The organism is Sinosporangium siamense (genome assembly GCF_016863435.1).
GTDB lineage: Bacteria > Actinomycetota > Actinomycetes > Streptosporangiales > Streptosporangiaceae > Sinosporangium > Sinosporangium siamense.
The window spans coordinates 57,654-79,109 of record NZ_BOOW01000026.1 but is presented as its reverse complement, the minus strand read 5'-3'; the positions used below and the strand labels follow the sequence as shown (position 1 = coordinate 79,109).

Genomic DNA, 21,456 nt, shown 5'->3' with positions numbered 1-21,456 from the left:
GCCATCATGCGGTCACCCAGGCGTTAGTCCTGCCGCCGTCCCGGCACGGTCCGGGAAAAGCGCTGGGACAATCCTGGACCGCCGCTTGATCGGCTCAACGTGTGTTCACCGTGACGCACGATTTATGACTACATCTATGGAGATGGCTATGGACATGACAGGTCTTGACGCGGTGTACTACCTCATCAATCACACACGCACATTTGCTGGATCCGGGCACCGCAGGGCCCGGGGGGAACGAGCCGAGCATGAGTACCGTCGTCGTCGACAATGTGTCCAAGGTTTACCCCGGGGGCGTCCTCGCGGTGGACGGGATGAATCTGCGCGCCAATGACGGGGAGCTACTGGTTCTACTCGGCCCGTCAGGATGCGGGAAGTCGACGCTGCTGCGCATGATCGCAGGGCTTGAGGAGATCACCTCGGGCGACCTGTGGCTCGGCGGCCAGATCGCCAACGACCTCCCGCCCCGCGACCGGGACGTCGCGATGGTCTTCCAGAACGGCGCGCTCTATCCCCACCGGACGGTCCGCGGCAATCTCGCGTTCCCGCTGGAGATCGCCAAGGCGGACCCGGGCATGGTCCGCGACCGCGTCACCGAGCTCTCCAGGGCGCTGCACATCGTCGAGACCCTGGACCGCAAACCCGGCACCCTGTCCGGCGGCCAGCGCCAGCGGGTGGCGATGGGCCGGGCGATCGTGCGCCAGCCGTCCCTCTTCCTGATGGACGAGCCGCTCTCCAACCTGGACGCGGGCATGCGCACCGAGCTGCGCATGGAGATCTCCGCGCTCGTGCGCGCTCTGGGCGTCACGACCATCTATGTCACACACGACCAGGTCGAGGCCCTCACCCTGGCCGACCGGATCGCGATCATGAACCGGGGCGTGCTGCAGGACGTCGGCACGCCGGGGCAGATCTACAACGACCCCGCGACCGCCTTCGTCGCCGCCTTCCTCAGCTCCCAGCAGCTCAACCTGGTGGCCTGCACGGTGCGCACGCCGCAGAACCAGTTCATCATGCTCGACTTCGGCCCGCACCAGCTCACGATCCCGTGGAGCGACCCCCGGGCCTATGCCATCTCGCAGTTCACCGGCAGTCAGATCATCATCGGCATCCGGCCCGACGCCCTGTCCCCCGTGCCCGAGAGCTATGACGGCCCCTCCTTCACCGGGCGGGTGCGCACCCTCGAATATCACGGGCACGAGTGGCTCGCCTACCTGGAGGCCGGGCTCCCCTCCGTCGCGGTGCCCGAGCCCCCGGACCCGCACGGCCGGGCGGCGCAACTGGCGAACGGCAACGGATCGCAGGGGCGTTTCAAGAGCATGGTGCGCCGGCTGATCTCGGGGCCGCCCGAGAACGACATCCCCGGTCACGCCAACGGCAGCAGCGGCGGCTCGGGCAGCCACCGGCGCGCCGACCTCATCGTACGGCTGGGCGCCCGCCCGGCCTGGCGCGCGGGCGACACCGGCAAGATCGCGGTGGACATCAGCCGCATCATGGCCTTCAAGCTGGACGGTTCGCGCGTCGACCCGCCGCAGCGCTGACCTCCGGGGCGCTCACCCGCCCTCGGCCGGCGCGGGCACGCTTCCGGCCAGCACACTCTTGGCGCCGAGGGTCATCACCAGGGCGACGATCTCGACGACGCGGGCGGCCCGGTCCAGCTCGGCCCGATGGAACGGCGGACCCTCGGTGCGGGCCACCACCAGGTGAAGGGCCTCCTCCCCCAGCGGGATGCCCATCATCGGCAGGCCCTGCCAGGTGAAGACCAAGGGGCGGGGCACGCCGAGGGCGGTCGTGAGGTCCACCGGCGTCAGCGGGTCGGGAGTGTGCATGCTGCGGTGCACCACCTCCCCGTCGGGACAGGACAGGGTGATCGCCCAGTCGCCGCCGACGAGGGCGGGCACGGCGTCCACCAAGGTGAGGCACGCGCGGGCCGGGTCGGTGGCCACGTGGCGCAGCAGGTCGTAGTCGGGCGCCGCACCGGGCACCTCACGGGTCGGCCAGGCCCCCTCCACCCGCACGCCGGGCACCGCGGCGAGCCGGTCGGCGATCTGCTCCCCCGAGGGCGTGCCCGGCCAGGCGACCGTGATGTCGTCCACCGCCCTGCCTGTCTCACGTTCAAGCACCGTGAGCTGGAGGATGTCCACCCCCAGTGCGCCGAGTACACGGGCCACCTGGCCTAGCGCTCCCGGCCGGTCCGGGAGTGAGACCCTCAACCTCAACCACATCACACATCACCTCTTTCCCCACATGTCAAGGCGCGCCTGTGTTTCAGCGTGCGTCCTCACCATGTGCGGCCACGATGGCCGACCAGTGTTTCCAGGGTGTTCCAGGTTTATGTCGGCAATATGGCTTGATTTTCAGTGTGCCGGAGTTCGCGGGCTCTCACCGGCCTTGACGTGGATTTCCAACTCGCTTGCATGAAACTTCAGCAAATTCTTCTCACCACCTTCGGTATGGCGACAGCACGGCTTCCGTCGTCGAAGTGCCATGATCTGCCCATGAGCACGACTGAGATCACCCTCAACAACGGCGTGCATATGCCGCAGCTCGGCTTCGGCCTCTATCTCGTGTCGGACACCGAGGCGGAGACCGCCGTGCGGACCGCCCTCGGCACCGGTTACCGCAGCCTGGACACCGCGACGCTCTACGGCAACGAGGAGGGCGTGGGCCGGGCGCTGCGCGCCTCCGGGCTGCCGCGTGAGGAGGTGTTCGTCACCACCAAGCTGTGGAACGACGACCACGGCTACGACCGGGCCCTGGCGGCCTTCGACAGGAGCCTGGAGCGGCTCGGGACGGATCAGGTCGACCTCTACCTGATCCACTGGCCCGTGCCCGCCCGCGGCGCCTACCCGGACACGTGGCGGGCGCTGGCGCGGATCTACGCAGAGGGCCGGGCACGCGCCGTCGGCGTGTCGAATTTCACCACGGCGCACCTCACCCGCGTGATCGAGGACTCCGGGCTCGTGCCCGCGGTCAACCAGGTCGAGCTCCACCCCTGGCTCCCCCAGCGGGAGCTCCGCCGGTTCCACGCCGAGCACGGCATCGCCACCGAGGCGTGGAGCCCGCTCGGGCGCGGTCACGGGCTGCTTCAGGAGCCGGTGGTGAGGAACGTGGCGGCGAAACATCTGCGCACACCAGCCCAGGTAGTGCTCAATTGGCACATGCGTCTCGGGAACATCGCCATTCCGAAATCCACGAATCCGGCGAGGATCGCGGAGAACCTCGACATCTTTACCTTTGAACTCGACGACGAGGACATGGCGGCGATCGGCACACTCGACAACGGCCGCCGCGTCGGCCCCGATCCCGACGTCTACGGGGATTGACCCGTCGGCCACGCGGGCTTCGCCGTACGGCGGAAGCGGCCTGGGCGGGTCCTTAGAGGGTTTTGGCGGGCCGCGTGTTCGGTTTTCCGGTAGCCGGATCATCGATGCGCGCCGATCCGTTTCGCCGTGCGTTCCGCTGCCGGGAGGGCGTCTCGCCGCGGCCGGCGAGTCCGCAGGCAGGGGGCACGGGACACCTCTCCGGCCACCCGCTGGGCGGCCCGCCGGAGGGGGCGATCCGGAGGGTTCGCATGGCCGTTCCATGGGCTGCCCGTGAACCTTTACCTGGCGAGTGAGGCCGCGTTATCGCCGTGAGATAAGGGGGTTTCGGGACCAAGGTCCCATAGATCAAGAAATATCTGGTTTGAGGTGTTTGTGTTCAGTTGTCCGGTGTATTACCTTGATGGAACTCGCGGCATACGAAGCACGTGATCCCACACGTGCACCCGTTGCCGATACATTGCCCGGACCGTGATCACGATGGACATCCGTCCGCCGGGGATCACGGCCGCCGAATCCGCAAGATGCGGAGCCGGGGACCCACTGGGCCTCGTTCGTCAACCGGACGGCGAAGCCCATCCCCCAACCGGGGTGAATCAGCAATGGCTACGCCCCCCGTAGCCAACGCTGTAGGGCACTTCCACGCCCGAACCCGTCAGCTAACCCGGTAGGCGGCATGGAAGCGAGGGAGTACACCCGCACATGCTGAAGTTCCCCCATACCTCGAAGTGCGTCAAGCGTCTCGCCGCCGGCCTGATCGGCGCCGCGATCGCCACGGGAAGCGTCTCCGGTGTCGCCATGGCCGACACCCACATCAACCCGCAGCCCCCGCAGCCCGCGCAGAGCCCGATGGAAATCAAGGCCGCGTCCCTTCCCCAGGTGAGCGCCAAGCAGCTCCTGGACCTCGCCACCGCTCAGGTCGGCATCAAGGAGAACGCCAGCGGCGGCGGCACGAAGTTCCACCAGTGGTACATGGGCACCGAGCGTGCCCGGGAGACCCTCGCCCGCGACGGCGGCGGAACCGCCTCTGTCTACGCCAACGCCCCCTGGTGCAATATGTTCGTCTCCTGGGTCGGCGACCAGCTCGGCATTCGTCCCACCCTCGGCTGGGACGCCTACACCGTCGCTCACGCCAAGTGGTTCCAGGAGAACGCCCGCTGGGGCACCGCGGCCCAGCCCGGCGCAGTCGTCTTCTTCGCCTGGGGCGGCGGCGGCACCAGCGACATCGAGCACGTGGGCTTCGTCGTGAAGGACAACGGCGGCAGCACCATCACCACGGTCGAGGGCAACACCGGCAACGGCGCGGTGGAGATCCGGACCCGTAACAAGACCGACGTCGTCGGTTACGGCTACCCCGTTTACGCGAAGGTGTAAACGCACCAAGAGCAGCGAAGGGGCCGTGCGCGGTAGTCAGTGCACGGCCCCTTCGCCGTGCCCGTGAAACTTGATGCGGCCACCCCACCACGGCCACCTGCGCGCTTGCCGGCCATATTCGTCGGCGGTGTCAAAGAAATTGATCTCTTCGTTCAGTGCCTCGCCCATCGGCCGGAAACTGCCGGGCCTGGTGGTGCGCACCCCGAAGTCAAGCGTGCCGAGGCACAGGCGACTCACCCGCAGTGCCGTACGGCCGAGCCGTGCGTGTCGCACGGCATCTCCTCTTGTCCAGATCGCTCGTGAAATCACACGCGACCTCGCCGTTCAGACCCTGTCTCGGGGATGTCGAGAACGGCTGGGAAGAACCAACGCCCACGGACAGGGAAAGGTCCACTGAAAGGAACGCGGTTCGCGGATGCCGGATGCTTTCCCTCCGGTGGGCCCGTGTTCGTCTCCGGCGGACGCGTCTCCCCAGGCGAATTCTTCCACCGGGGCCTTGGCGGGAGCATACAGGGACAGGCCCTCGCACATCCGCGCAGCCATGGTGGATTGTGTTCGGCCTCATTCACCCTGCTCGACCCTGTTGAAGTGGGCTTGCCTCCGCCGGGACCGTGCTCGGCGTGTTCAGCGGGAAAGGAGCCGGCACCGGCACGACCTCCGTATGCACAATCACCCACAAGGGTGTAAAAGGCTCACACTGGAAGCATTTCGGAAATCCCGGCACGCCAAATTCCCTGGCCACGGTGTCCCTCCCCGAGACGGTGGATGTCGAGAGGGTGTGAAGTGCGGTGAGGCACGACCCCGCACTGCCCAGTGTGCGGCTCCACCCCCGTGAAACCGGGGCGCGACCTTTTCGAAATGGGCCCGGCCGGGAAGATACGACAATGGCCCCCCACCCGATGGAGCCGCGCCCCAATAGGAAAGCGCCGAACAGCTGCCCTAAAGAAACGAGATTATCTCTCACATTCGGCAGCGAAACAGCAAAGTCTCGGGAACAATAGGACACGCGTCTGGGCCGGACCCATGTACTCCTCCGGCTGTCCCTTACCGGCGGCCCGCGCGATGGCAGGAGAAAGTTCACTGACCACCACCTGTAGGGGGCTGGTTCATGACTGGGATCCACCGCGCGACGGCCCGTCCGACCCTGGAGGCGGTCGCCGCCAAAGCGGGAGTCGGACGCGGCACAGTGTCGCGCGTCGTCAACGGATCGCCGAAGGTGAGCGACCGTGCGCGCCATGCCGTACTCCAAGCAATCGACGAGCTCGGATACGTCCCCAACCGGGCGGCCCGCAGCCTCGTCACGCGACGCACCGACACCGTGGCCCTGGTGGTCTCGGAGTGTCGGCAGCGGATCTTCGATGAGCCGTTCTTCGCCGGCATCATCCGCGGCATCGGCTCGGCGCTCTCGGAGACCGGGCTCCAACTGATCCTCGCGATGGCGCAGTCGCCCGAGGAGCATCAGCGACTCGCGCGCTACTTAACCTGCCAGCATGTGGACGGCGTGCTGCTGCTCTCGCTACACGGGGCCGACCCCCTGCCCGGCCACCTGGAGGCCATGGGGGTGCCGACGGTCGTCGGCGGCAAACCCGTCGGGCTCAGCCCGGTGTGTTACGTCGACGTCGACAACCGCGCCGGGGCGCGCCAGGCGGTCGAGCACCTCATCATGCGAGGCCGCCGCAGGATCGCCACGATCGCGGGCGCCCAGGACATGGGCGCGGGCGCCGACCGGCTGGCCGGCTTCCACGACGCCGTGGGCGGCGGCGCTGCCGCCGGGCCGGTCGCCTACGGCGACTTCAGCGAGGGCAGCGGCATGATGGCCATGCGAGAGCTAATGGAGCTCGACCCGGAGATCGACGCGGTGTTCGCGGCGTCGGACACGATGGCGATCGGCGCGATGCGCGCACTGCGGGAGCGTGGGCTGGAGGTGCCCCGCGACATAGCCGTCGCGGGCTTCGACGACTCGCACGCCGCCGCCCACACCGACCCGCCGCTCACCACCGTGCACCAGCCCACCGACGCGATGGGCAGGCGCATGGCGCACATGCTGATCGCCCGCATCAACGGGGAGACCCCGGCCCAACCGGTGGTGATCCTCCCACCCCACCTCGTGACCCGCGCGTCAACCTGACCGCCCCCACACCACCACTCCGCGGCGCCGCCCCCCACCCGGGCCGGCGCCGCACGTGTCATGCCCCTTGGGCGCCGCCGTGTGTGCCATACCCTCCGCGACCTCGGCGTCGTCGCATATCTCGTGGCTCCGCGACCTAGACGGCGCCACACGGCCCATAGATGCACCCGCGCCTTGGGTGCCCGGGGCTGCGCCGCTCAAGCCCGGCTCCCGCTCACTCCGAGTGCGCCGCCAGCCGCCAGCCGCCCGCCCCAGGTTCGCGTGCCCGGGGCTGCGCCGCTCAAGCACGCCTCCCGCCCGCTCCGCATGCGCCGCCAGTCGCCAGTTGTCAGTCGTCAGTCGTCAGTCGTCAGTCGTCAGTCGCCCCAGGTTCGCGTGCCCGGGGCTGCGCCGCTCAAGCACGGCTCCCGCTCGCTCCGTGTGCGCCGTGTAGCCCGCACCGCGCGGAACCAGGGCCGGTGCCCGCGGGCGCAGCTGCGCCGCCTGCCCGCTGGGGTGGGCTTCGCCGGCGCCCGCCTGCCTGCTGGGATGTGCGTCGCCTTGGTGGAGCCGGGCTTTCAGGGCGTGAGCCGTACGTGGGCCTGGTCTTGGTGGGGCCGGGTTTTCAGGGCGGGAGCCGTACGTGGGCCTGGTCTTGGTGGGGCTCTGTTTTCACGGCGGGAGCCGTACGTGGGTATGGGTTGGTCAGGTGCGGTTCTCGGGGCAGGGGATGGTGGCGTGCGTGTCATGTTGCCCCGGGGGCGGCTCGCGTGGAATGATCTCAACGGGTGATGAATTATGGACGACACGACCTGTGTGATCGCGGGCGGTGGGCCCGCCGGTGCTGTCTTGGCGCTCCTGTTGGCCCGTTCGGGGGTCGAGGTGACGCTGCTGGAGAAGCATGCCGATTTTCTGCGGGATTTCCGGGGGGACACGATCCACCCCTCCACCCTCCAGGTGCTCGACGAGCTGGGCCTGGCCGAGGAGTTCCACCGGCTTCCCCACCACAAGACCCACTCGATGAGCTTCCAGACCGACGAGGGTGGCATTCCGATCGCGGACCTGCGGCGGTTGCCGGGCAAATATCACTACATCGCCTTCGTCCCCCAGTGGGAGTTCCTCGATCTGATCACCACGGCGGCCAAGCGTTATCCGTCCTTTCGCCTGATAATGCGGGCCGAGGTGACCGATGTGATCCGTGAGGGCGGAGTGGTGCGCGGGGTGCGTTACCGCGATGCCGGCGGCCGGGAGCACGAGATCAGGGCGAAACTCACGGTCGGCGCCGACGGCCGTGGGTCCGATGTGCGGCGTGCGGTGGGGTTGATCCCGCATGAGTTCGGTGCGCCGATGGACGTGGTCTGGTTCAGGCTGCCGCTGCGTGAGGGTGATCCGGAGGAGTCGTTCCTGCGGGCCGCTGCCGGGCACTTCATGGCGTGCATCCGGCGTGAGAGCCACTGGCAGCTCGCCTACTTGATTGAAAAGGGGGGTTTCGAGCGGTTCAAAGCCTCGGGCATCGAGCATTTCCGGGCGAATGTGGCCAGGTTGCTGCCCATGGTTGCCGAGCGCATGTCCGAGATCCGGGATTTCGGGGATGTGAGTGTGCTCGTGGTGGCGCTCAACCGGCTGAAGCGCTGGCATCTGCCCGGTCTGCTGTTCATCGGCGACGCCGCGCACGCCATGTCGCCGGTCTTCGGGGTCGGTATCAATCTCGCCATTCAAGACGCCGTGGCGGCGGCCAACCTGCTCGCGGGCTCGCTGAGGTCGGGGGCCGACATCCCCGACTCCACCCTCGCTCTGGTGCAAAAGCGCCGTGAGTTCCCCACAAGGGTCACGCAGTTCGCCCAGCGGGTGGCGCAGAGGCGCTTGATCCGCCCGGCTCTGAAGGGCGGGCAGGGAAGGCGGCCGCTCCCCCGCCTGGTGACCACAACGCCGGTCGCCAGGCTGCTGGCCCCCCGCTTCATCGGCTTCGGCATACGCCCGGAGCATGTACGGCTGGCGCCCGTCGTCCGGCCACGTGACGTCACAGCGGGCGACGACGGCTGACGGCATCACGGCCTTGGACCGCGAAATCGGCATCGCCGTACGGCAATACGGCAGGTGACGGGCGACGTTGATCGATGTGGGGGCGAGTTAGCATGAGGGAGGTGCGGTGCTCGGCCGTGCCACTCTGGGGGCGATGTCTTCGTTTCCCGGCGCACCGATTCTCAGAGAGTGGACTGACCATGGTGCAAGCCCATAAGTGCAATAGCCTGATGTGTCGTGAGCGCTGAACCGATCAATCTTGATTCCTGGCGGGATCTCACCGCCGCTCAGCAGCCCGAGTGGCCTGACCGTGACGAGTTGAAGAGGGTCGTCGGCAAACTCGCCGCGGCTCCTCCCCTGGTGTTCGCAGGCGAATGCGACCAGCTCAAGAGTGAACTCGCGGCCGTCGTCCGAGGAGAGGCATTCGTGCTTCAGGGCGGCGACTGCGCGGAGACGTTCTCCGGCGCCGACGCCGACGCCGTGCGCAACAAGATCAAGACCCTGCTCCAGATGGCCATCGTGCTCACCTACGCGGGCAGCGTGCCGGTGGTCAAGATCGGCCGGATGGCCGGGCAGTTCGCCAAGCCCCGTTCCAGCTCCACCGAGACCCGCGACGGCGTGGCGCTTCCCGCCTACCGGGGCGACATGGTCAACGGCTTCGAGTTCACGCCCGAGGCCAGGCGGCCGGACCCCGAGCGGCTGCTGCGCGCCTACCACTCGGCGGCGGTCACGCTTAACCTTGCCCGAGCCTTTACCAAGGGTGGTTACGCCGATCTCCGCCAGGTGCACACCTGGAACCGCGACTTCGTCGCCGAGTCCCCCGCGGGCAGGCGTTACGAGCAGCTGGCCCGGGAGATCGACCAGGCCCTGGCGTTCATGCACGCCTGCGGTGCCAACCCCTCCGAATTCCACAGTGTGGAGTTCTACTCCTCGCACGAGGCGCTGATCCTCGACTACGACCGCGCGCTCACCCGCATCGACTCGCGCACGGGCCTGCCGTACGACGTGTCCGCTCACATGGTGTGGATCGGCGAGCGCACCCGCCAGCTCGACGGCGCCCACGTCGATTTCTTCAGCAAGATCCGCAACCCGATCGGCGTGAAGCTGGGCCCGACGACCTCGGCCGACGACGCGCTGGCGCTGGTGCGCAAGCTCAACCCCGACAACGAGCCGGGCCGCCTGACCTTCATCACCCGCATGGGGGCGAGCAAGATCCGCGACGTGCTTCCCGACCTCGTCGAGAAGGTCACGGCCGGCGGCGCGCAGGTCGCCTGGATCTGCGACCCCATGCACGGCAACACCTTCGAGGCGCCGAGCGGGCACAAGACCCGCCGCCTCGACGACGTGCTGGACGAGGTGGCCGGGTTCTTCGAGGTGCACCGGGCGCTCGGCACCCACCCCGGCGGCATCCACATCGAGTTCACCGGCGACGACGTCACCGAATGCGTCGGCGGCGGGCAGCCGATCGGCGAAGGCGACCTCTCGCTGCGCTACGAGACGGCGTGCGACCCGAGGCTCAACCGGAGCCAGTCGCTCGACCTCGCCTTCCGCGTGTCGGAGCTCTACCGCTCCACGTGAGCCGCCCCCCGTTTGAGGGGAACGCGTGGCTCTGTGCGGCTCGGCTCAGGTCTTGAGCCGAGCCGCACGACTCGCTGCGTACGGCACAGCACGGCGAACTGCCACGGCCTGCACGGAGCCGGGCCATTCACCCGGAACTACGCGCTTCATATGGAAGCTGTGCAGTTTGCCCGTACCCGTGCGGCACACCGGGAAGAGCACGATTCGCTGGGTACCGTGCGGCTCAATCGGTGCCGCGCACACCCGGAGACGGGCACTTTGCGATGATCTATATGGCCCGTCCGGAACTGGGGAGCCCCTCCGGCTCCCCTGACACCCGGCCGCCTGCCCGAAATCGTGCAATTCAGGACAAACCGTACCGCCCGACCGAAAACCCGTCATGTGCCCGAAACCAGGAAAAGCGGCCCAGCCCTGCTCAGAGGGCCAGGCCACCACACACTGGTCGACGTCGTTTCGCTACTCAGCGTATTTCGGTCGGTATTTTGGCCAGCCACCTCACGCCGAAGGCCGCACCTCGGCCGGGTCTCGCCGGATTGGGGCCCGGATCGGGGCAGGGTCAGCTGTCCTTAACCCCGGCTTCCTTCATGTCGGCGGCGATCTCCGTGCGGATGGCGTCCATGTCGAGCGCCCGGACCTGGCCGATCAGGTCTTCAAGGGCGCGCGCGGGCAGCACGCCGGCCTGCTGGAAGACGACGATGCCGTCGCGGATCGCCATCACCGTCGGGATCGAGCGGATCTCGAATCCCTCGGACAGGGCCGGCTGGGCTTCAGTGTCGATCTTGCCGAACACGATGTCGCCGTGCGCCTCAGACGCCTTCTCGAAGATGGGACCGAACGTGCGGCACGGGCCGCACCAGGCCGCCCAGAAGTCCAGCAGCACGATCCCCTGGTCCGCGACCTCGTTGAAGTTCTGCTCGGTGATCTCGATAGTCGCCACCAGTGACTCCTCTGTCTCGGCGTTCGATGTCCAGGTGGGACAACCATCCCCCCACCTTCAGCATTCCACGTCCTGCACCGGGCTCTCCTCGGCCGCGCCGTACCGCCCCGCTCACGCGGGCGCCACAACCCCCGAGACAGCGAAGATGAGCCCGAATCGGATTCCAACATGGTAGAGGACAATATCGGCCCGCCCATAACCCCTTTCCGGATACCCCTTTATCAAATCTCGCAGGTAAAACCATTTGAAACTGGAACGTTATTCATATCGGGATAAACCCGAAGTTTGTGGATATAGCATCACCCCTCGTGGCCAAAGATCATCTTTCGGGTTCCTTGCTGGCTAACGACCTGTACTTCGTACTGCACAACGACAGAACCGGTCGGATGCGACTGCACCCCCGGGTGACCGGCCTTGGACTGGCCGGCGCCGTTCTGGGGGAACTCATGCTGGCCGGACACATAACCGCAGGTATCGCCGCCGGTGAGGTAAGGCTCGCCCTCGTCAACACTCATCCGACGGGAGACCCCGTCACACAAAAGGCGCTAGATCACATCATCGCCGAACCATCACACTCATTCCGCACATGGCTGCAGTTCCTCGGCCAATCAGCACCGGCCGATGTAGGCAGCCGCATGATCCAGGCCGGGCTACTCCATCCGCCGGCCCGGCGCTCGTGGTTGCGGGCCGCGCCGCCCCCCACTCCGGTGGACCCCAACACCGCCATGTGGCCCATCGGGCGGCTCAACCTCGCCGTAGAGCGCCGCGAACCCCTCAACGAGCAGGACAACGTCCTGCTCGGACTGGTTAGTGCGGCAGGAGGTGCCCGGGTCGTCCTCTGGGACCAGGATCCGGACTACTTAGCCCACGCAACCGCCGCTCTCCCAGTGCATCTGCGAGAGCTTGTCGCACAAACCGAGGCTGCTGTCGGCGACGCCGTCATCAGCCGTCGTTGAACCACCCCCTTTTCCACGGAGTACCCCATGTCCGTCAAACAAGAAAGACCCAGCGCCGTCTCCTCAGCTCTGGCCAAGGACCGTCTCGGCATCCCGTCGGTCGTGTTCTTCGTCATCTCGGCGGCAGCGCCTCTGACCGTGGTCGCCGGCAGCGTCAGCACCGCCTACGCCGCGACCGATGTCGTCGGTGTGCCGCTGGGCTTTCTACTGATCGGTGCCATCCTCGCGATCTTCGCCGTCGGCTATGTGACGATGGCACGTCACGTCGTCAACGCCGGCGCGTTCTACGCCTATACCGCCAAGGGCCTCGGGCGGCCGGTGGGCGTCGCGACCGCCTGGGTGGCACTGCTCGCATACAACGCTTTGCAGATCGGCCTTTACGGCGCGGTCGGATTCGCGGCGGAGCCGCTGATCAAGGCCTGGTTCGGCTCCTCCCCGCCCTGGTGGGTGATCGGCCTCGTCTTCTGGGCCATCACCGGCGTGCTCGGGCTCATGCGGGTCGACGTGAACGGCAAGATCCTCGCCTTCCTGCTGATAACCGAGATCGCGGTCGTGCTCGTGTTCGACTTCGTCGGTCTGCTGAACCCCGCGAGCGTCGGCTTCAGCCTTAACGTGTTCAACCCGGGCGAGCTGTTCGTCGGCGGCCTCGGCGCGGTGATCGCGACGTGTGTCGCCTCCTTCTCCGGCTTCGAATCCTCGGTGGTGTTCGCCGAGGAAACCAAGGACCCCCGGCGCACCGTGCCGATGGCGACCTACATCTCGCTCGCGGTGATCTCCATCCTCTACGCGTTCTCCGCGTGGGCCATGACCGTGCCGATCGGCTCGGACAAGATCATCCAGACGGCCAAGGAGCTGGGACCCAACCTCTACTTCGCCGCCCCCAAGGAGCACCTCGGGGAGACGATCGCGACCATCGCCTCGGTGCTGTTCGTCACGAGCATCGTGGCCGCGCTGATCGCGTTCCACAACACGATCTCCCGCTACATCTTCGCTCTCGGCCGTGAGCGGGTGCTGCCCGCGGCGTTCGGTCACACGTCGGCGACCGGCGCCCCGATCGTCGGGTCGCTGACGCAGACCGTCATCGGCGTCATCGTCATCATCATCTACGCGATCTACGACCTCGACCCGTTCCTCCAGCTCTTCTTCGTCTTCGGCTCCTTCGGCGGGCTCGGCGTGCTGTTGATGCTGGCCGCCACCTCCGCCGCCGTCATCGCCTACTTCATCAAGACCCCCAACAACGAGAACGTCTGGCGCACCAAGATCGCTCCGGGGCTCGCCTTCGTGCTGCTGCTTGTCGTCATCGCCCTGGTCATGGTCAACTTCGACACCGTGCTCGGCGTCCCGCCGGACTCGGTGCTGCGGTGGATCCTGCCCGCGATCTTCGTGGTCGCCATCGGGTTCGGCCTGGCGTGGGGCGCGGTCCTGCGGGCGCGGAAGCCGGACGTCTACGCGACGATCGGCATGGGCGCGCAGGCCGCCGTCAAGGGGATTAAGTGACCGAAATCATCCGCGTTGACGCCGCACCGGGCGTCGCCGACACCCTCGGCTCGGTGATCGCGACCGCGTTCCACCCGGGGGATGTCAACGTGTGGTGTGTCCCCGATCCCGAGGAACGCGAGCGGCTCCTGCCGCCCCATTTCGCGATCCTCGTCGAGCACGCGCTTATCCACGGTGACGTCTACGCCACGGCCGACATGACCGCGGTGGCGGTGTGGTTCCCGAACATCAAGCCGATGCCGGATGTGCCGGATTACGACAACCGCATCAGGGCCTTCGCGGGCCCGCACGCGAGGCGCCTCATCGCCATCGGTGAGACGCTCGCCGCCGGCCACCCGCACGAACCCCATCACTACCTGAACTTCCTCGCCGTCCTGCCCGAGCTCCAGGGCCGGAACATCGGCGCCGCTCTGATGGCCAAGCATCACGCGGTCATCGACGCGGAGGGCGTGCCCGCCTACCTGGAGGCCAGCGGCCTGCGCAGCCGCGACTTCTACCTCCGCCTCGGCTACCACGACCACGGCGACCCCATCGTCCTCCCCGAGGACGGGCCCCTCATGTATCCCATGTGGCGCCCACCCGCCGCCTGACCTGACCGGGTTCTCCCCGCCCACCCGGCCCGGGAAGCCCGCCGGGCAGGCCCCCTCCGACCTCGGAGGGGGCCTGCTCGCGTCAACGGCCCGGCAACCCGCCGCGCCGGTTCGAAACGCACGGCCCGGCTTCCTTGGAGTCTCTATGCGGCCGGGCCCGATCTCACGGCTTACAGCGGTACGGCACCGCACGCCTTACGGACTCGGTCCATCTGATTGGCGATGTGCGCACGCCGGCGGCGAGGGGCTTCCTACATTGCCCGAGTCGGCATAACACGAAGGCGTGCCCCGCGGTGTCCTCGCTCCGCCGTCGCACGGCGGAGCGAGGTGGTGGGGTGTCTACCGGCGTCCGCCCGGGAGGTTCAGCCCGAGGAGGACCGGGTCGTGGTCCGAGGCCTTGAACGCGTCGGGCTTGTACAGAGCCGGCGGGTTGTACTCGGTGTTGTAGTCGAGGATGCGGGACTCGTCGGCGTTGGTGTGCCAGATGGTGGCGCCGGTCACCCGCTTGAGCAGGTCGCGGCCCACGTAGGCGTGGTCGAGTTCGCCCGACAGGCCGTTGAAGACGTAGCTGTACCGCAGCAGGGCGGGGACGTGGCGTTTGGTGACGCTGCTGAGCCCGCCGGCCTCAAGGGTGTCGAGCGGGTCCTCCTCGCCGTAGGCGTTCAGGTCGCCGAGCACGACCGGGTTGACGAGGTCCAGGTCGCCGATGAGGCCAAGGGTCGCCTGCGCCTGCCGTACCCGCTCGGCGTTGAAGCAGCTCTGGCCGTCGCCCTGGTCGGTGTCGGGGCCGGTGGCGCCGTCGCAGCCCTTGGACTTGAAGTGGTTGACGAGCATGGTGAAGGGTGTGCCGCCGCCGGTGCGGGTGAAGGTCTGGATGAGGGGCGGGCGGCGGAAGACGGGGTCGGCGGACGATCGGGCGGCGCCCGCGGGGGTGACGCGGGCCGGCTTGTAGATGACGCCCACCTGGATGGCGTCGGTGCCGGGCGCGGGGTGGGTGAGCGCGGCGTAGGTGCCGGCGCCGACCTCGGCGTTGAGCGCGGTCACCAGGGCGTCGAGGGCGGTCTGCCCGTTGTTCTCGACCTCCATGAGGCCGACGACGTCGGCGTTGAGGCCCTTGAGGGTGGCGACGAGCTTGGCGAGCTGCCGGTCGCGCTCGGCGGCGGTGGTGGCGCCGCGGCTGCCGAGTGTGGTGAACCAGTTGAGCGTGTTGAGGCTCGCGACCTTGACGTTGCCGCCGACGGGGAGCGGCCGGGGCAGGCGCGGGTTAGTGCGCAGGAACTCGATGGGTTTGGTGGGGTGCAGGCGATACTGCCCGAACCCGTAGCCGAGCACTCCGGTCACGCCGAGCGCGGTGTCGCCGAGGCGCACCACGCGCGGGCTGGTGTAGGGGACGACGGGCGGGTTCTGGGTGTTCGAGCCGTCGTCGACGAGCAGCGAGCGCCGCACGTTGAGGTCGGGGTCGACGCCGGGCCTGTCGGTGGGCTGGTAGAGGCGCCCGCCGGAGGAGACGGTGACCTCGCCGAAGCGGCCGAGGTTGTAATGCTCGGACACGGTCAGCGGCCCCCGGAAGCTCACGAGCATGCTCTCCAGCGGCTCGAAGGTCGCCCCCGAGGGCCTCGGCAGGCGGTACGGCGCAGCCGTCACGGCGCCGGTGCCGCACACGTCGACGGCGGTCACGGGGGACAACTCGGTCCAGCCGTTGAATTCGATCACGCGGCCGGTGACAAGCACCTTGTCACCTGGAGCGACGTCCCGCAATCCGGTCCCGGCGAAGGCGAACAGGCCGTCGGAGGTGGCGGGGTCGTCGTCGGGTGTGGGGTCCTGCAGGAAAAAGCCACGTAACTGGCCTGATTCCTGGTAATCGCCGGTCACCACGCCTTCGACACGGACGGTCTGACCGGCGAGCGGGCTGACGTCGCCCGTGCCCTGCACGTCGGCGATCTGGTGCGTGGCGGGTGTGGCGCAGGCGTCGGACGGCACGGGGGACAGGGCGGCGGCGGGGTGAGGGAGGGTGGCGAGGGTCGCCAGCGCGGCGACGGCGAGGGCGCTGAACGCCCGGGAAGGAGCGCGCATGTTGCGAAGCATACGGTCGTATTATGCGGCAATTGCCAGATTATCCCCAGATACGAAGTGATATTCGTAAGCATTGACACATATCATCAATAGCCGCCCGCACACTCTGTAATCTATCGCTGTAGATCTCGCTACACTCCACCGCAGGCACTACCAAACCGATACAGATGTGAGCACGGCCCCCGATCTCCGTAACGATTACATCGATTTCCGGGTATGGGATGAATATGGCCCCCGCACGTTCCCCCCTGCTCAGCTCAGGTTGGACCACCTGTGCCGTGACGCCCCACTGCAGTGGCGTGGCACATCGGCCCCACGGCCGCTGCCTCGCCCACCTCGATCAGGACGAACTCGCCGATGTGCTGGCCGGATTCGCCCCCGGCCACGCGCTTGACGCGCGCGGCACCACGCTCAGCGGCGAACTGATCGAACGCCTCCTCGCCGCCGCGCACGACGGCCGCACCCCGCTCTTGGGCCGGGCCCGGTTCGACCGTGCGAGGTTCACCGGTGACGCGCGTTTCCTGGACGTGGTGTTCGCGGGGGACGTGTCATTCGACCATGCGCGTTTCGATCAACTCGCATCCTTCTTCGGCGCGCGATTTAAGCGGAATGTCTCCTTCCGTAACGCCCATTTCACACGTGAGCTTTCGTTCCACGAAGCGCAGGTCACAGGGCACGCTTCGTTCGACGGCGTCATCGTCGGCAGTGACGCCTTGTTCGGGCGGACAAGGTTTGAACAGGCTCTGTCGTGCGAAAGCACCAGATTCGAAGGCTTCGCCGCCTTCGACGACGCCTGGTTCGGCGGGCAGGCCAGCTTCCGCGGCAGCAGGTTCGGCCGCGCTGTCTCGTTCCGCCGGTCGGAGTTCGCGCGGTCGGCCGGGTTCGACTCGGTGCGCTTCGCCGCCGCCGCCTACCTGTCGCCCGCGTCGGTCGGCAGAAGTCTCACGCTGACCGACGCGCACGCCGACAAGACCCTGGAGCTCGCCGCCACCGGGTGCTCGGTCGACCTGCGGCGCGTCGCCGTACTCGGATCGAGCCGCCTGCGCCTCGCCGAGGCCGAGGCGGACCTGGAGGCGGCGGTGCTGCGCGGGCCGGCGACGGTCACCGGCAGGGGGTCGCGCCTGACGTCGCTGCGCGGTGTGCAGGCCGAGCGGCTGACGCTGTCGGATGTCGACCTGTCTTCGTGCCGGTTCGACGGCCTGCGGCACCCCGAGGGCGTGCGGTTCACCGGCTGCCACTTCGCCGCGCCGCCGCGCGGGGTGCGGGTCGGCCTGGCGTGGCCGCCGCTGCGCTGGTGGTCGACGCGGGCGGCGCTGGCCGACGAGGCGGCCTGGCGCGGCTGGTCGCAGCCTCCGCAACCGGGCGAGCCCGCCACACCCGCCCGCCTGGCGGCGCTCTACAAACAGCTCGGAGCCGCCACGGAGGACAGGCGCACCGCCACCGACTTCGCGTTCGCGGCGATGGAGATGCGCAGATACACGAGCCGGGCGCTCGGCCGCTGGCTGCTGTCCCTCTACTGGCTGGCCTGCGGGTACGGCATGCGCATGGGCCGGGTGTTCGCCTGGCTGGCGCTGTTCGCGGTGGTGGCGGCCGGGGCCGTGCTGTGGGTGACGGCGCACCACCTGACGACGACGACGCCCCCGCACAGCTGGGCGCCCTCACCCGCCGTGCAGCAGGACGGCCACGACTGACCATCCACACTGACCGTCCCCTACCGCCGGGTCAGGGAGATCCCCGATTACCCCCGTGCCCCCGTCCCCCATAGCCTTGGGACCGCACATCGTTCAACGGAGACGATCCGCGGCCGGCGCCGGCCGCGGATGCGTTGATCGACCGGATGGGGAGGCCAGGGCGCGCGGTGACCGTCATCGACGACTATGTGGCAACGCTCGGCCGCGCGCTGCGCGGCCCCCGTTCCGTGCGTCGCGACATGCTCGCCGAGGCCCGTGACAGCCTGCACGACACCGCCGAGGGCCATGTGGCGCGCGGGTTGAGTCCCGTGGAGGCGGAGCGGCGGGCGGTCGAGGAGTTCGGCCCGGTCCGCGAGATCGCCCCGGCCTACCAGCGGGAGCTGGTGGCCGGGCAGGGACGCAGGACGGCGGCGCTGCTCTTCCTCACGATGCCGCCGACCGTGCTGCTGTGGACCCTGACGTGGTGGCTGTTCCCCTGGCCGCCGGCGGGTGCCTCGGCCCTGCCCGAGTGGTACGGGCTGGTCGCCGGCGCGGTGGACGGCATGCAGGTCCTGACCGCCCTCGGCGCCGCGGGCGTGCTGGTGGTCCTCGGGTGGGGGGCACGCAGGCACGTCGGCAGGCGGAGTTCGCCGTGGCTGACCAGGGCGCTGGGGGTCGTGGTGCTGGCCAAGCTGCCCGTGCTCCTGGCCCTGTGTTATGTGCTGCTGTCGGCGTCGGGCAGGCCTCTCGGCACGCTGATCGACTTCACGCCGACGGTGATCGCCTTCGGGGTCAGCCTGGTGTTCTTCATCTGCCAGGTGTCCAGCGCGACGCGGTGCCTGACCACCACCCGGGCGCTGGCCAATCCGCCGGTCGAGGCCGGCGAGCCGGTCCGCGTCTGATCCGGCCGCCGCGTCAGCAGGCGGGGCCGAACGCCTCCCCGCCCCACACTCCGCCGGGCGCGGCCCTGCGGGGGCTGCCCGACGCCGCCCCGCCGCTCGCCAGCCGGTAGAAGCGCCGCCGGCGACCGCCCGCCGTCCCCCACGCCCCGACGACGGCGCCGGCGCGCTCAAGCCTGCGTAGCGCCGGGTAGACCGCCCCTATCGGCGTTCCGAGGGCTCCGCCGTTCCGCTCGCGAAGCGCCTCGACGATCGCGTGGCCGTGCATGGGGCCGCCGCGCAGCACCACCAGGAGTGCCTCGTCCAGGCGCCCGTCCTCCGTGTCCACGTTCACGGCCGGGATTCGCTAGGGTGCTTCATGTAGACAGGCTACATGTAGGCTCGCAACAACATCCACCCCCGCAGGAGCTGACGACCATGGAAGTGCTCGACCTGGCCCGGTTGCAGTTCGCGATGACGGGAAGCGTGCACTTCCTGTTCGTCGTGCTGACCCTGGGCATGGCCCCGATGGTGGCGGTCATGCAGACCAAGCACCTCGTCACCGGCAAACCGGTGTACGAGGGCATGACGCGCTTCTGGGGCCAGATCTATGTGATCAACTACGCCCTCGGCATCATGACCGGCCTGGTGATGGAGTTTCAGTTCGGCATGAACTGGAGCGGCCTGTCGCACTTCGCGGGCGACGTGTTCGGCGGACCGCTCGCCATCGAGACGCTGGTCGCGTTCTTCCTCGAATCCACCTTCCTCGGACTGTGGATCTTCGGATGGCACAAGCTGCCGCCCAGACTCCACCTGGCCTGCATCTGGATGGTGGCCTTCACGGCCTACCTCTCGGCCTTCTGGATCATGGTGGCCAACTCCTACCTGCAGAACCCCGTGGGCTCCGAACTGCGCGACGGCCGCCTGGTCCTCACCGACTTCCCGGCGCTGCTCACCAACCCCACGTTCGTGGCCGCGCTCCCCCACGTCATCGGAGCGGGCGTGCTCACCGGCGGGTGCGTGGTGGCCGGTGCCAGCGCCTACCGCCTGTTCCGGCGTCCCGCCGACGAGGAACTCTTCAAGAGGTCCCTGCGCACCGGGCTGACCTGGGCGGGCGTCGGCGCGCTACTCTCCATCGGCAGCGGATATGCGCAGATCCCCCTCGTCATGGGCGTCCAGCCGGGCAAGTTCGACGGCGAGGGCAACCTGGCGGCCACCGTCGGCTTCGGCTTCATGATCTTGCTGGCCGAGATGCTCGCACTCCTGATCCTCGTCATGGTGATCGTCGTCGCCCGGGTCCACCGCCTGCGGTGGACGCACCCGCTGATCATGCTGATGGCGCCCGTGCCCTTCCTCATCGCGATCCTCGGATGGCTGGCCCGCGAAATCGGCCGCCAGCCCTGGGCCGTCTACGGCAAGCTCACCACGGCCGACGCAATCACCCCGGGCCTGTCGTCCGGGACGATCATCGCCTCGCTCGTCGCCTTCCCCGGCCTGCTCCTCCTCCTGGCCGCCGTCGACTACCTGCTGATCCTCAAGGCCATACGGCGTGAGCCCGGCGAGGTGGGCCTCGGCCGTCCCCCGGACACCGGCGACGAGGTCGCGGCCGGCCCGCTCCCGCCGCACCGCGCCCACGCCGGCAATCTCTGACCCGCCCATCCGGAGACACCATGGACATCATCTGGTTCTGCGCCCTGGCGTTCCTGCTTGTCGGCTACTTCGCCCTCGAGGGGTTCGACCTCGGCCTCGGCATGCTGCTGCCGATCCTCGGCCGCACCCAGGAGGAGCGCGACCGCATCGTGGCCGGCATGGCGCCCTTCGTGCTCGCCAACGAGGTCTGGCTCGTCGCCGCGGTCGGCGTGCTGTTCGGAGCGTTCCCGCAACTGGAGGGCAAGGCGCTCTCCGGCCTCTACCCGCTGATCGTGTCGCTGCTGGTCACGTGGATCCTGCGGGACGCCGGCCTGTGGTTCAGGCGGCGCCTCGACGGGCGGCGATGGCGGGGATTCTGGGACACGGTCATCGCGGTCGCCTCCCTCGGCCTATCGTTCACCTGGGGGCTCGCCATCGCCGGCATGGCCCGCGGCTTCCCCGACGACCTCGCCGACCCGCGCGGCCTGCTGCTCGGCGCCCTCGTGGCCGCGCTGTTCGCCCTGCACGGCTGGACGTTCGCGTCCTGGCGGATGCCCGGCCAGATGACCGGCTCCCGCCGTACCGGCCTCGCCCTCATGGCGACGGGCGCACTGGCCGCGCTGCCGATCGCGGTGCCGCTGGCGTTCATGGCCCCGTCGATCGTGGGACTGGCCGCCCCGGATGAAACACTGAATGTGCTCGGTCTCATGGTCGTGCCCTTCACGCCCCTGATGATCGGCGCGCAAGTATGGGTGTGGCGCACATTCCGCCCGGAGCGTGCACCCCACCCGTCGTTCTTCTAATCCCTTCACATCATTCGAG

The 21,456-nt window shown here is 68.5% G+C and carries 18 protein-coding genes and 1 riboswitch; of the genes, 13 read left to right on the top strand and 5 right to left on the bottom strand.

Going from position 1 to position 21,456, the window contains the following annotated elements:
- Nucleotides 1–248 precede the first annotated feature (248 nt).
- Nucleotides 249–1,541 carry an ABC transporter ATP-binding protein gene (locus Ssi02_RS19460; protein WP_204027386.1) on the top strand — a complete coding sequence of 431 codons (1,293 nt, stop codon included), beginning with the start codon at nt 249–251 and terminating at the stop codon, nt 1,539–1,541.
- Between the two features lie 12 nt (nt 1,542–1,553).
- On the opposite strand, the gene Ssi02_RS19455 is transcribed toward Ssi02_RS19460, so the two are convergent.
- Entirely contained in the window at nt 1,554–2,225 is a 672-nt protein-coding gene (locus Ssi02_RS19455) for an ACT domain-containing protein (RefSeq protein WP_204027384.1), read from the bottom strand.
- 273 nt (nt 2,226–2,498) lie between these two features.
- Here Ssi02_RS19455 and Ssi02_RS19450 point away from each other — a divergent pair, with 273 nt between their 5' ends.
- Together Ssi02_RS19450 and Ssi02_RS19445 are read left to right on the top strand one after the other, a co-directional pair.
- Entirely contained in the window at nt 2,499–3,326 is an 828-nt protein-coding gene (locus tag Ssi02_RS19450) for an aldo/keto reductase (protein ID WP_275410715.1), read from the top strand.
- Between the two features lie 496 nt (nt 3,327–3,822).
- A riboswitch (cyclic di-AMP (ydaO/yuaA leader) is annotated at nt 3,823–4,012 on the top strand.
- A gap of 13 nt (nt 4,013–4,025) precedes the next feature.
- Nucleotides 4,026–4,697, top strand: a complete 672-nt coding sequence (locus Ssi02_RS19445) for a CHAP domain-containing protein (protein ID WP_204027381.1) — start codon at nt 4,026–4,028, stop codon at nt 4,695–4,697.
- A gap of 36 nt (nt 4,698–4,733) precedes the next feature.
- On the opposite strand, the gene Ssi02_RS19440 is transcribed toward Ssi02_RS19445, so the two are convergent.
- Nucleotides 4,734–4,970 carry a hypothetical protein gene (locus tag Ssi02_RS19440; protein ID WP_204027379.1) on the bottom strand — a complete coding sequence of 79 codons (237 nt, stop codon included), beginning with the start codon at nt 4,968–4,970 and terminating at the stop codon, nt 4,734–4,736.
- A gap of 835 nt (nt 4,971–5,805) precedes the next feature.
- On the opposite strand from Ssi02_RS19440, the gene Ssi02_RS19435 reads away from it, so the two are divergent.
- The 3 genes from Ssi02_RS19435 to Ssi02_RS19425 all read left to right on the top strand — a co-directional run bounded on the left by Ssi02_RS19435 (nt 5,806) and on the right by Ssi02_RS19425 (nt 10,404).
- A complete protein-coding gene (locus Ssi02_RS19435; protein ID WP_204027377.1) occupies nt 5,806–6,825 on the top strand; it encodes a LacI family DNA-binding transcriptional regulator in 1,020 nt (339 codons plus the stop codon).
- A 777-nt stretch (nt 6,826–7,602) separates the two neighbouring features.
- Entirely contained in the window at nt 7,603–8,847 is a 1,245-nt protein-coding gene (locus Ssi02_RS19430; RefSeq protein ID WP_204027374.1) for an FAD-dependent oxidoreductase, read from the top strand.
- 216 nt (nt 8,848–9,063) lie between these two features.
- On the top strand, nt 9,064–10,404 hold the full coding sequence (locus Ssi02_RS19425; RefSeq protein ID WP_204027372.1) for a class II 3-deoxy-7-phosphoheptulonate synthase: 1,341 nt from the start codon (nt 9,064–9,066) through the stop codon (nt 10,402–10,404).
- A 556-nt stretch (nt 10,405–10,960) separates the two neighbouring features.
- Here the strand turns inward: Ssi02_RS19425 and trxA are convergent.
- Complete coding sequence (gene trxA, locus Ssi02_RS19420; RefSeq protein ID WP_239129096.1) at nt 10,961–11,341, bottom strand: thioredoxin; 381 nt, start codon at nt 11,339–11,341, stop codon at nt 10,961–10,963.
- Nucleotides 11,342–11,628: 287 nt separating this feature from the next.
- Between trxA and Ssi02_RS19415 the strand changes: the two genes are divergently transcribed.
- Genes Ssi02_RS19415 through Ssi02_RS19405 form a run of 3 tightly spaced genes read left to right on the top strand, consistent with a single transcriptional unit; the run spans nt 11,629 to nt 14,384 of the window.
- Nucleotides 11,629–12,297, top strand: a complete 669-nt coding sequence (locus Ssi02_RS19415) for a GOLPH3/VPS74 family protein (protein WP_307825718.1) — start codon at nt 11,629–11,631, stop codon at nt 12,295–12,297.
- Between the two features lie 27 nt (nt 12,298–12,324).
- The gene (locus Ssi02_RS19410) at nt 12,325–13,794 is read left to right on the top strand and encodes an APC family permease (RefSeq protein WP_204027368.1); all 1,470 of its coding nucleotides are present in this window, start codon (nt 12,325–12,327) and stop codon (nt 13,792–13,794) included.
- Nucleotides 13,791–14,384, top strand: coding sequence for a GNAT family N-acetyltransferase (locus Ssi02_RS19405; RefSeq protein ID WP_204027366.1), 594 nt, complete (start codon nt 13,791–13,793; stop codon nt 14,382–14,384). Before Ssi02_RS19410 ends, Ssi02_RS19405 begins: the two co-directional genes overlap by 4 nt.
- Before the next feature lie 339 nt (nt 14,385–14,723).
- On the opposite strand, the gene Ssi02_RS19400 is transcribed toward Ssi02_RS19405, so the two are convergent.
- Nucleotides 14,724–16,457 (bottom strand): ExeM/NucH family extracellular endonuclease, encoded by a 1,734-nt coding sequence (locus Ssi02_RS19400; RefSeq protein ID WP_204027364.1) that lies wholly within the window; start codon nt 16,455–16,457, stop codon nt 14,724–14,726.
- Between the two features lie 299 nt (nt 16,458–16,756).
- On the opposite strand from Ssi02_RS19400, the gene Ssi02_RS19395 reads away from it, so the two are divergent.
- Together Ssi02_RS19395 and Ssi02_RS19390 are read left to right on the top strand one after the other, a co-directional pair.
- Nucleotides 16,757–18,148 carry a pentapeptide repeat-containing protein gene (locus Ssi02_RS19395; protein ID WP_204027362.1) on the top strand — a complete coding sequence of 464 codons (1,392 nt, stop codon included), beginning with the start codon at nt 16,757–16,759 and terminating at the stop codon, nt 18,146–18,148.
- A gap of 167 nt (nt 18,149–18,315) precedes the next feature.
- Nucleotides 18,316–19,029, top strand: a complete 714-nt coding sequence (locus tag Ssi02_RS19390; RefSeq protein WP_204027360.1) for a permease prefix domain 1-containing protein — start codon at nt 18,316–18,318, stop codon at nt 19,027–19,029.
- A gap of 13 nt (nt 19,030–19,042) precedes the next feature.
- Here the strand turns inward: Ssi02_RS19390 and Ssi02_RS19385 are convergent, their stop codons facing one another.
- Nucleotides 19,043–19,360: a PadR family transcriptional regulator gene (locus tag Ssi02_RS19385; RefSeq protein ID WP_239129093.1), complete on the bottom strand. Its 318-nt coding sequence runs from the start codon at nt 19,358–19,360 to the stop codon at nt 19,043–19,045.
- An 83-nt stretch (nt 19,361–19,443) separates the two neighbouring features.
- On the opposite strand from Ssi02_RS19385, the gene Ssi02_RS19380 reads away from it, so the two are divergent.
- Nucleotides 19,444–20,655: a cytochrome ubiquinol oxidase subunit I gene (locus tag Ssi02_RS19380; RefSeq protein WP_204027358.1), complete on the top strand. Its 1,212-nt coding sequence runs from the start codon at nt 19,444–19,446 to the stop codon at nt 20,653–20,655.
- Nucleotides 20,656–20,675: 20 nt separating this feature from the next.
- Nucleotides 20,676–21,437 (top strand): cytochrome d ubiquinol oxidase subunit II, encoded by a 762-nt coding sequence (locus Ssi02_RS19375; RefSeq protein WP_204027357.1) that lies wholly within the window; start codon nt 20,676–20,678, stop codon nt 21,435–21,437.
- The last annotated feature ends 19 nt before the right edge of the window (nt 21,438–21,456 follow it).

What these genes read in the sequence shown, in the direction of transcription:
- Ssi02_RS19460 (WP_204027386.1), top strand. Translation starts at nt 249, where the DNA reads ATGAGTACCGTCGTCGTCGACAATGTGTCCAAGGTTTACCCCGGGGGC.
- Ssi02_RS19455 (WP_204027384.1), bottom strand. Translation starts at nt 2,225, where the DNA reads ATGTGGTTGAGGTTGAGGGTCTCACTCCCGGACCGGCCGGGAGCGCTA.
- Ssi02_RS19450 (WP_275410715.1), top strand. Translation starts at nt 2,499, where the DNA reads ATGAGCACGACTGAGATCACCCTCAACAACGGCGTGCATATGCCGCAG.
- Ssi02_RS19445 (WP_204027381.1), top strand. Translation starts at nt 4,026, where the DNA reads ATGCTGAAGTTCCCCCATACCTCGAAGTGCGTCAAGCGTCTCGCCGCC.
- Ssi02_RS19435 (WP_204027377.1), top strand. Translation starts at nt 5,806, where the DNA reads ATGACTGGGATCCACCGCGCGACGGCCCGTCCGACCCTGGAGGCGGTC.
- Ssi02_RS19430 (WP_204027374.1), top strand. Translation starts at nt 7,603, where the DNA reads ATGGACGACACGACCTGTGTGATCGCGGGCGGTGGGCCCGCCGGTGCT.
- Ssi02_RS19410 (WP_204027368.1), top strand. Translation starts at nt 12,325, where the DNA reads ATGTCCGTCAAACAAGAAAGACCCAGCGCCGTCTCCTCAGCTCTGGCC.
- Ssi02_RS19400 (WP_204027364.1), bottom strand. Translation starts at nt 16,457, where the DNA reads ATGCGCGCTCCTTCCCGGGCGTTCAGCGCCCTCGCCGTCGCCGCGCTG.
- Ssi02_RS19380 (WP_204027358.1), top strand. Translation starts at nt 19,444, where the DNA reads ATGGAAGTGCTCGACCTGGCCCGGTTGCAGTTCGCGATGACGGGAAGC.
- Ssi02_RS19375 (WP_204027357.1), top strand. Translation starts at nt 20,676, where the DNA reads ATGGACATCATCTGGTTCTGCGCCCTGGCGTTCCTGCTTGTCGGCTAC.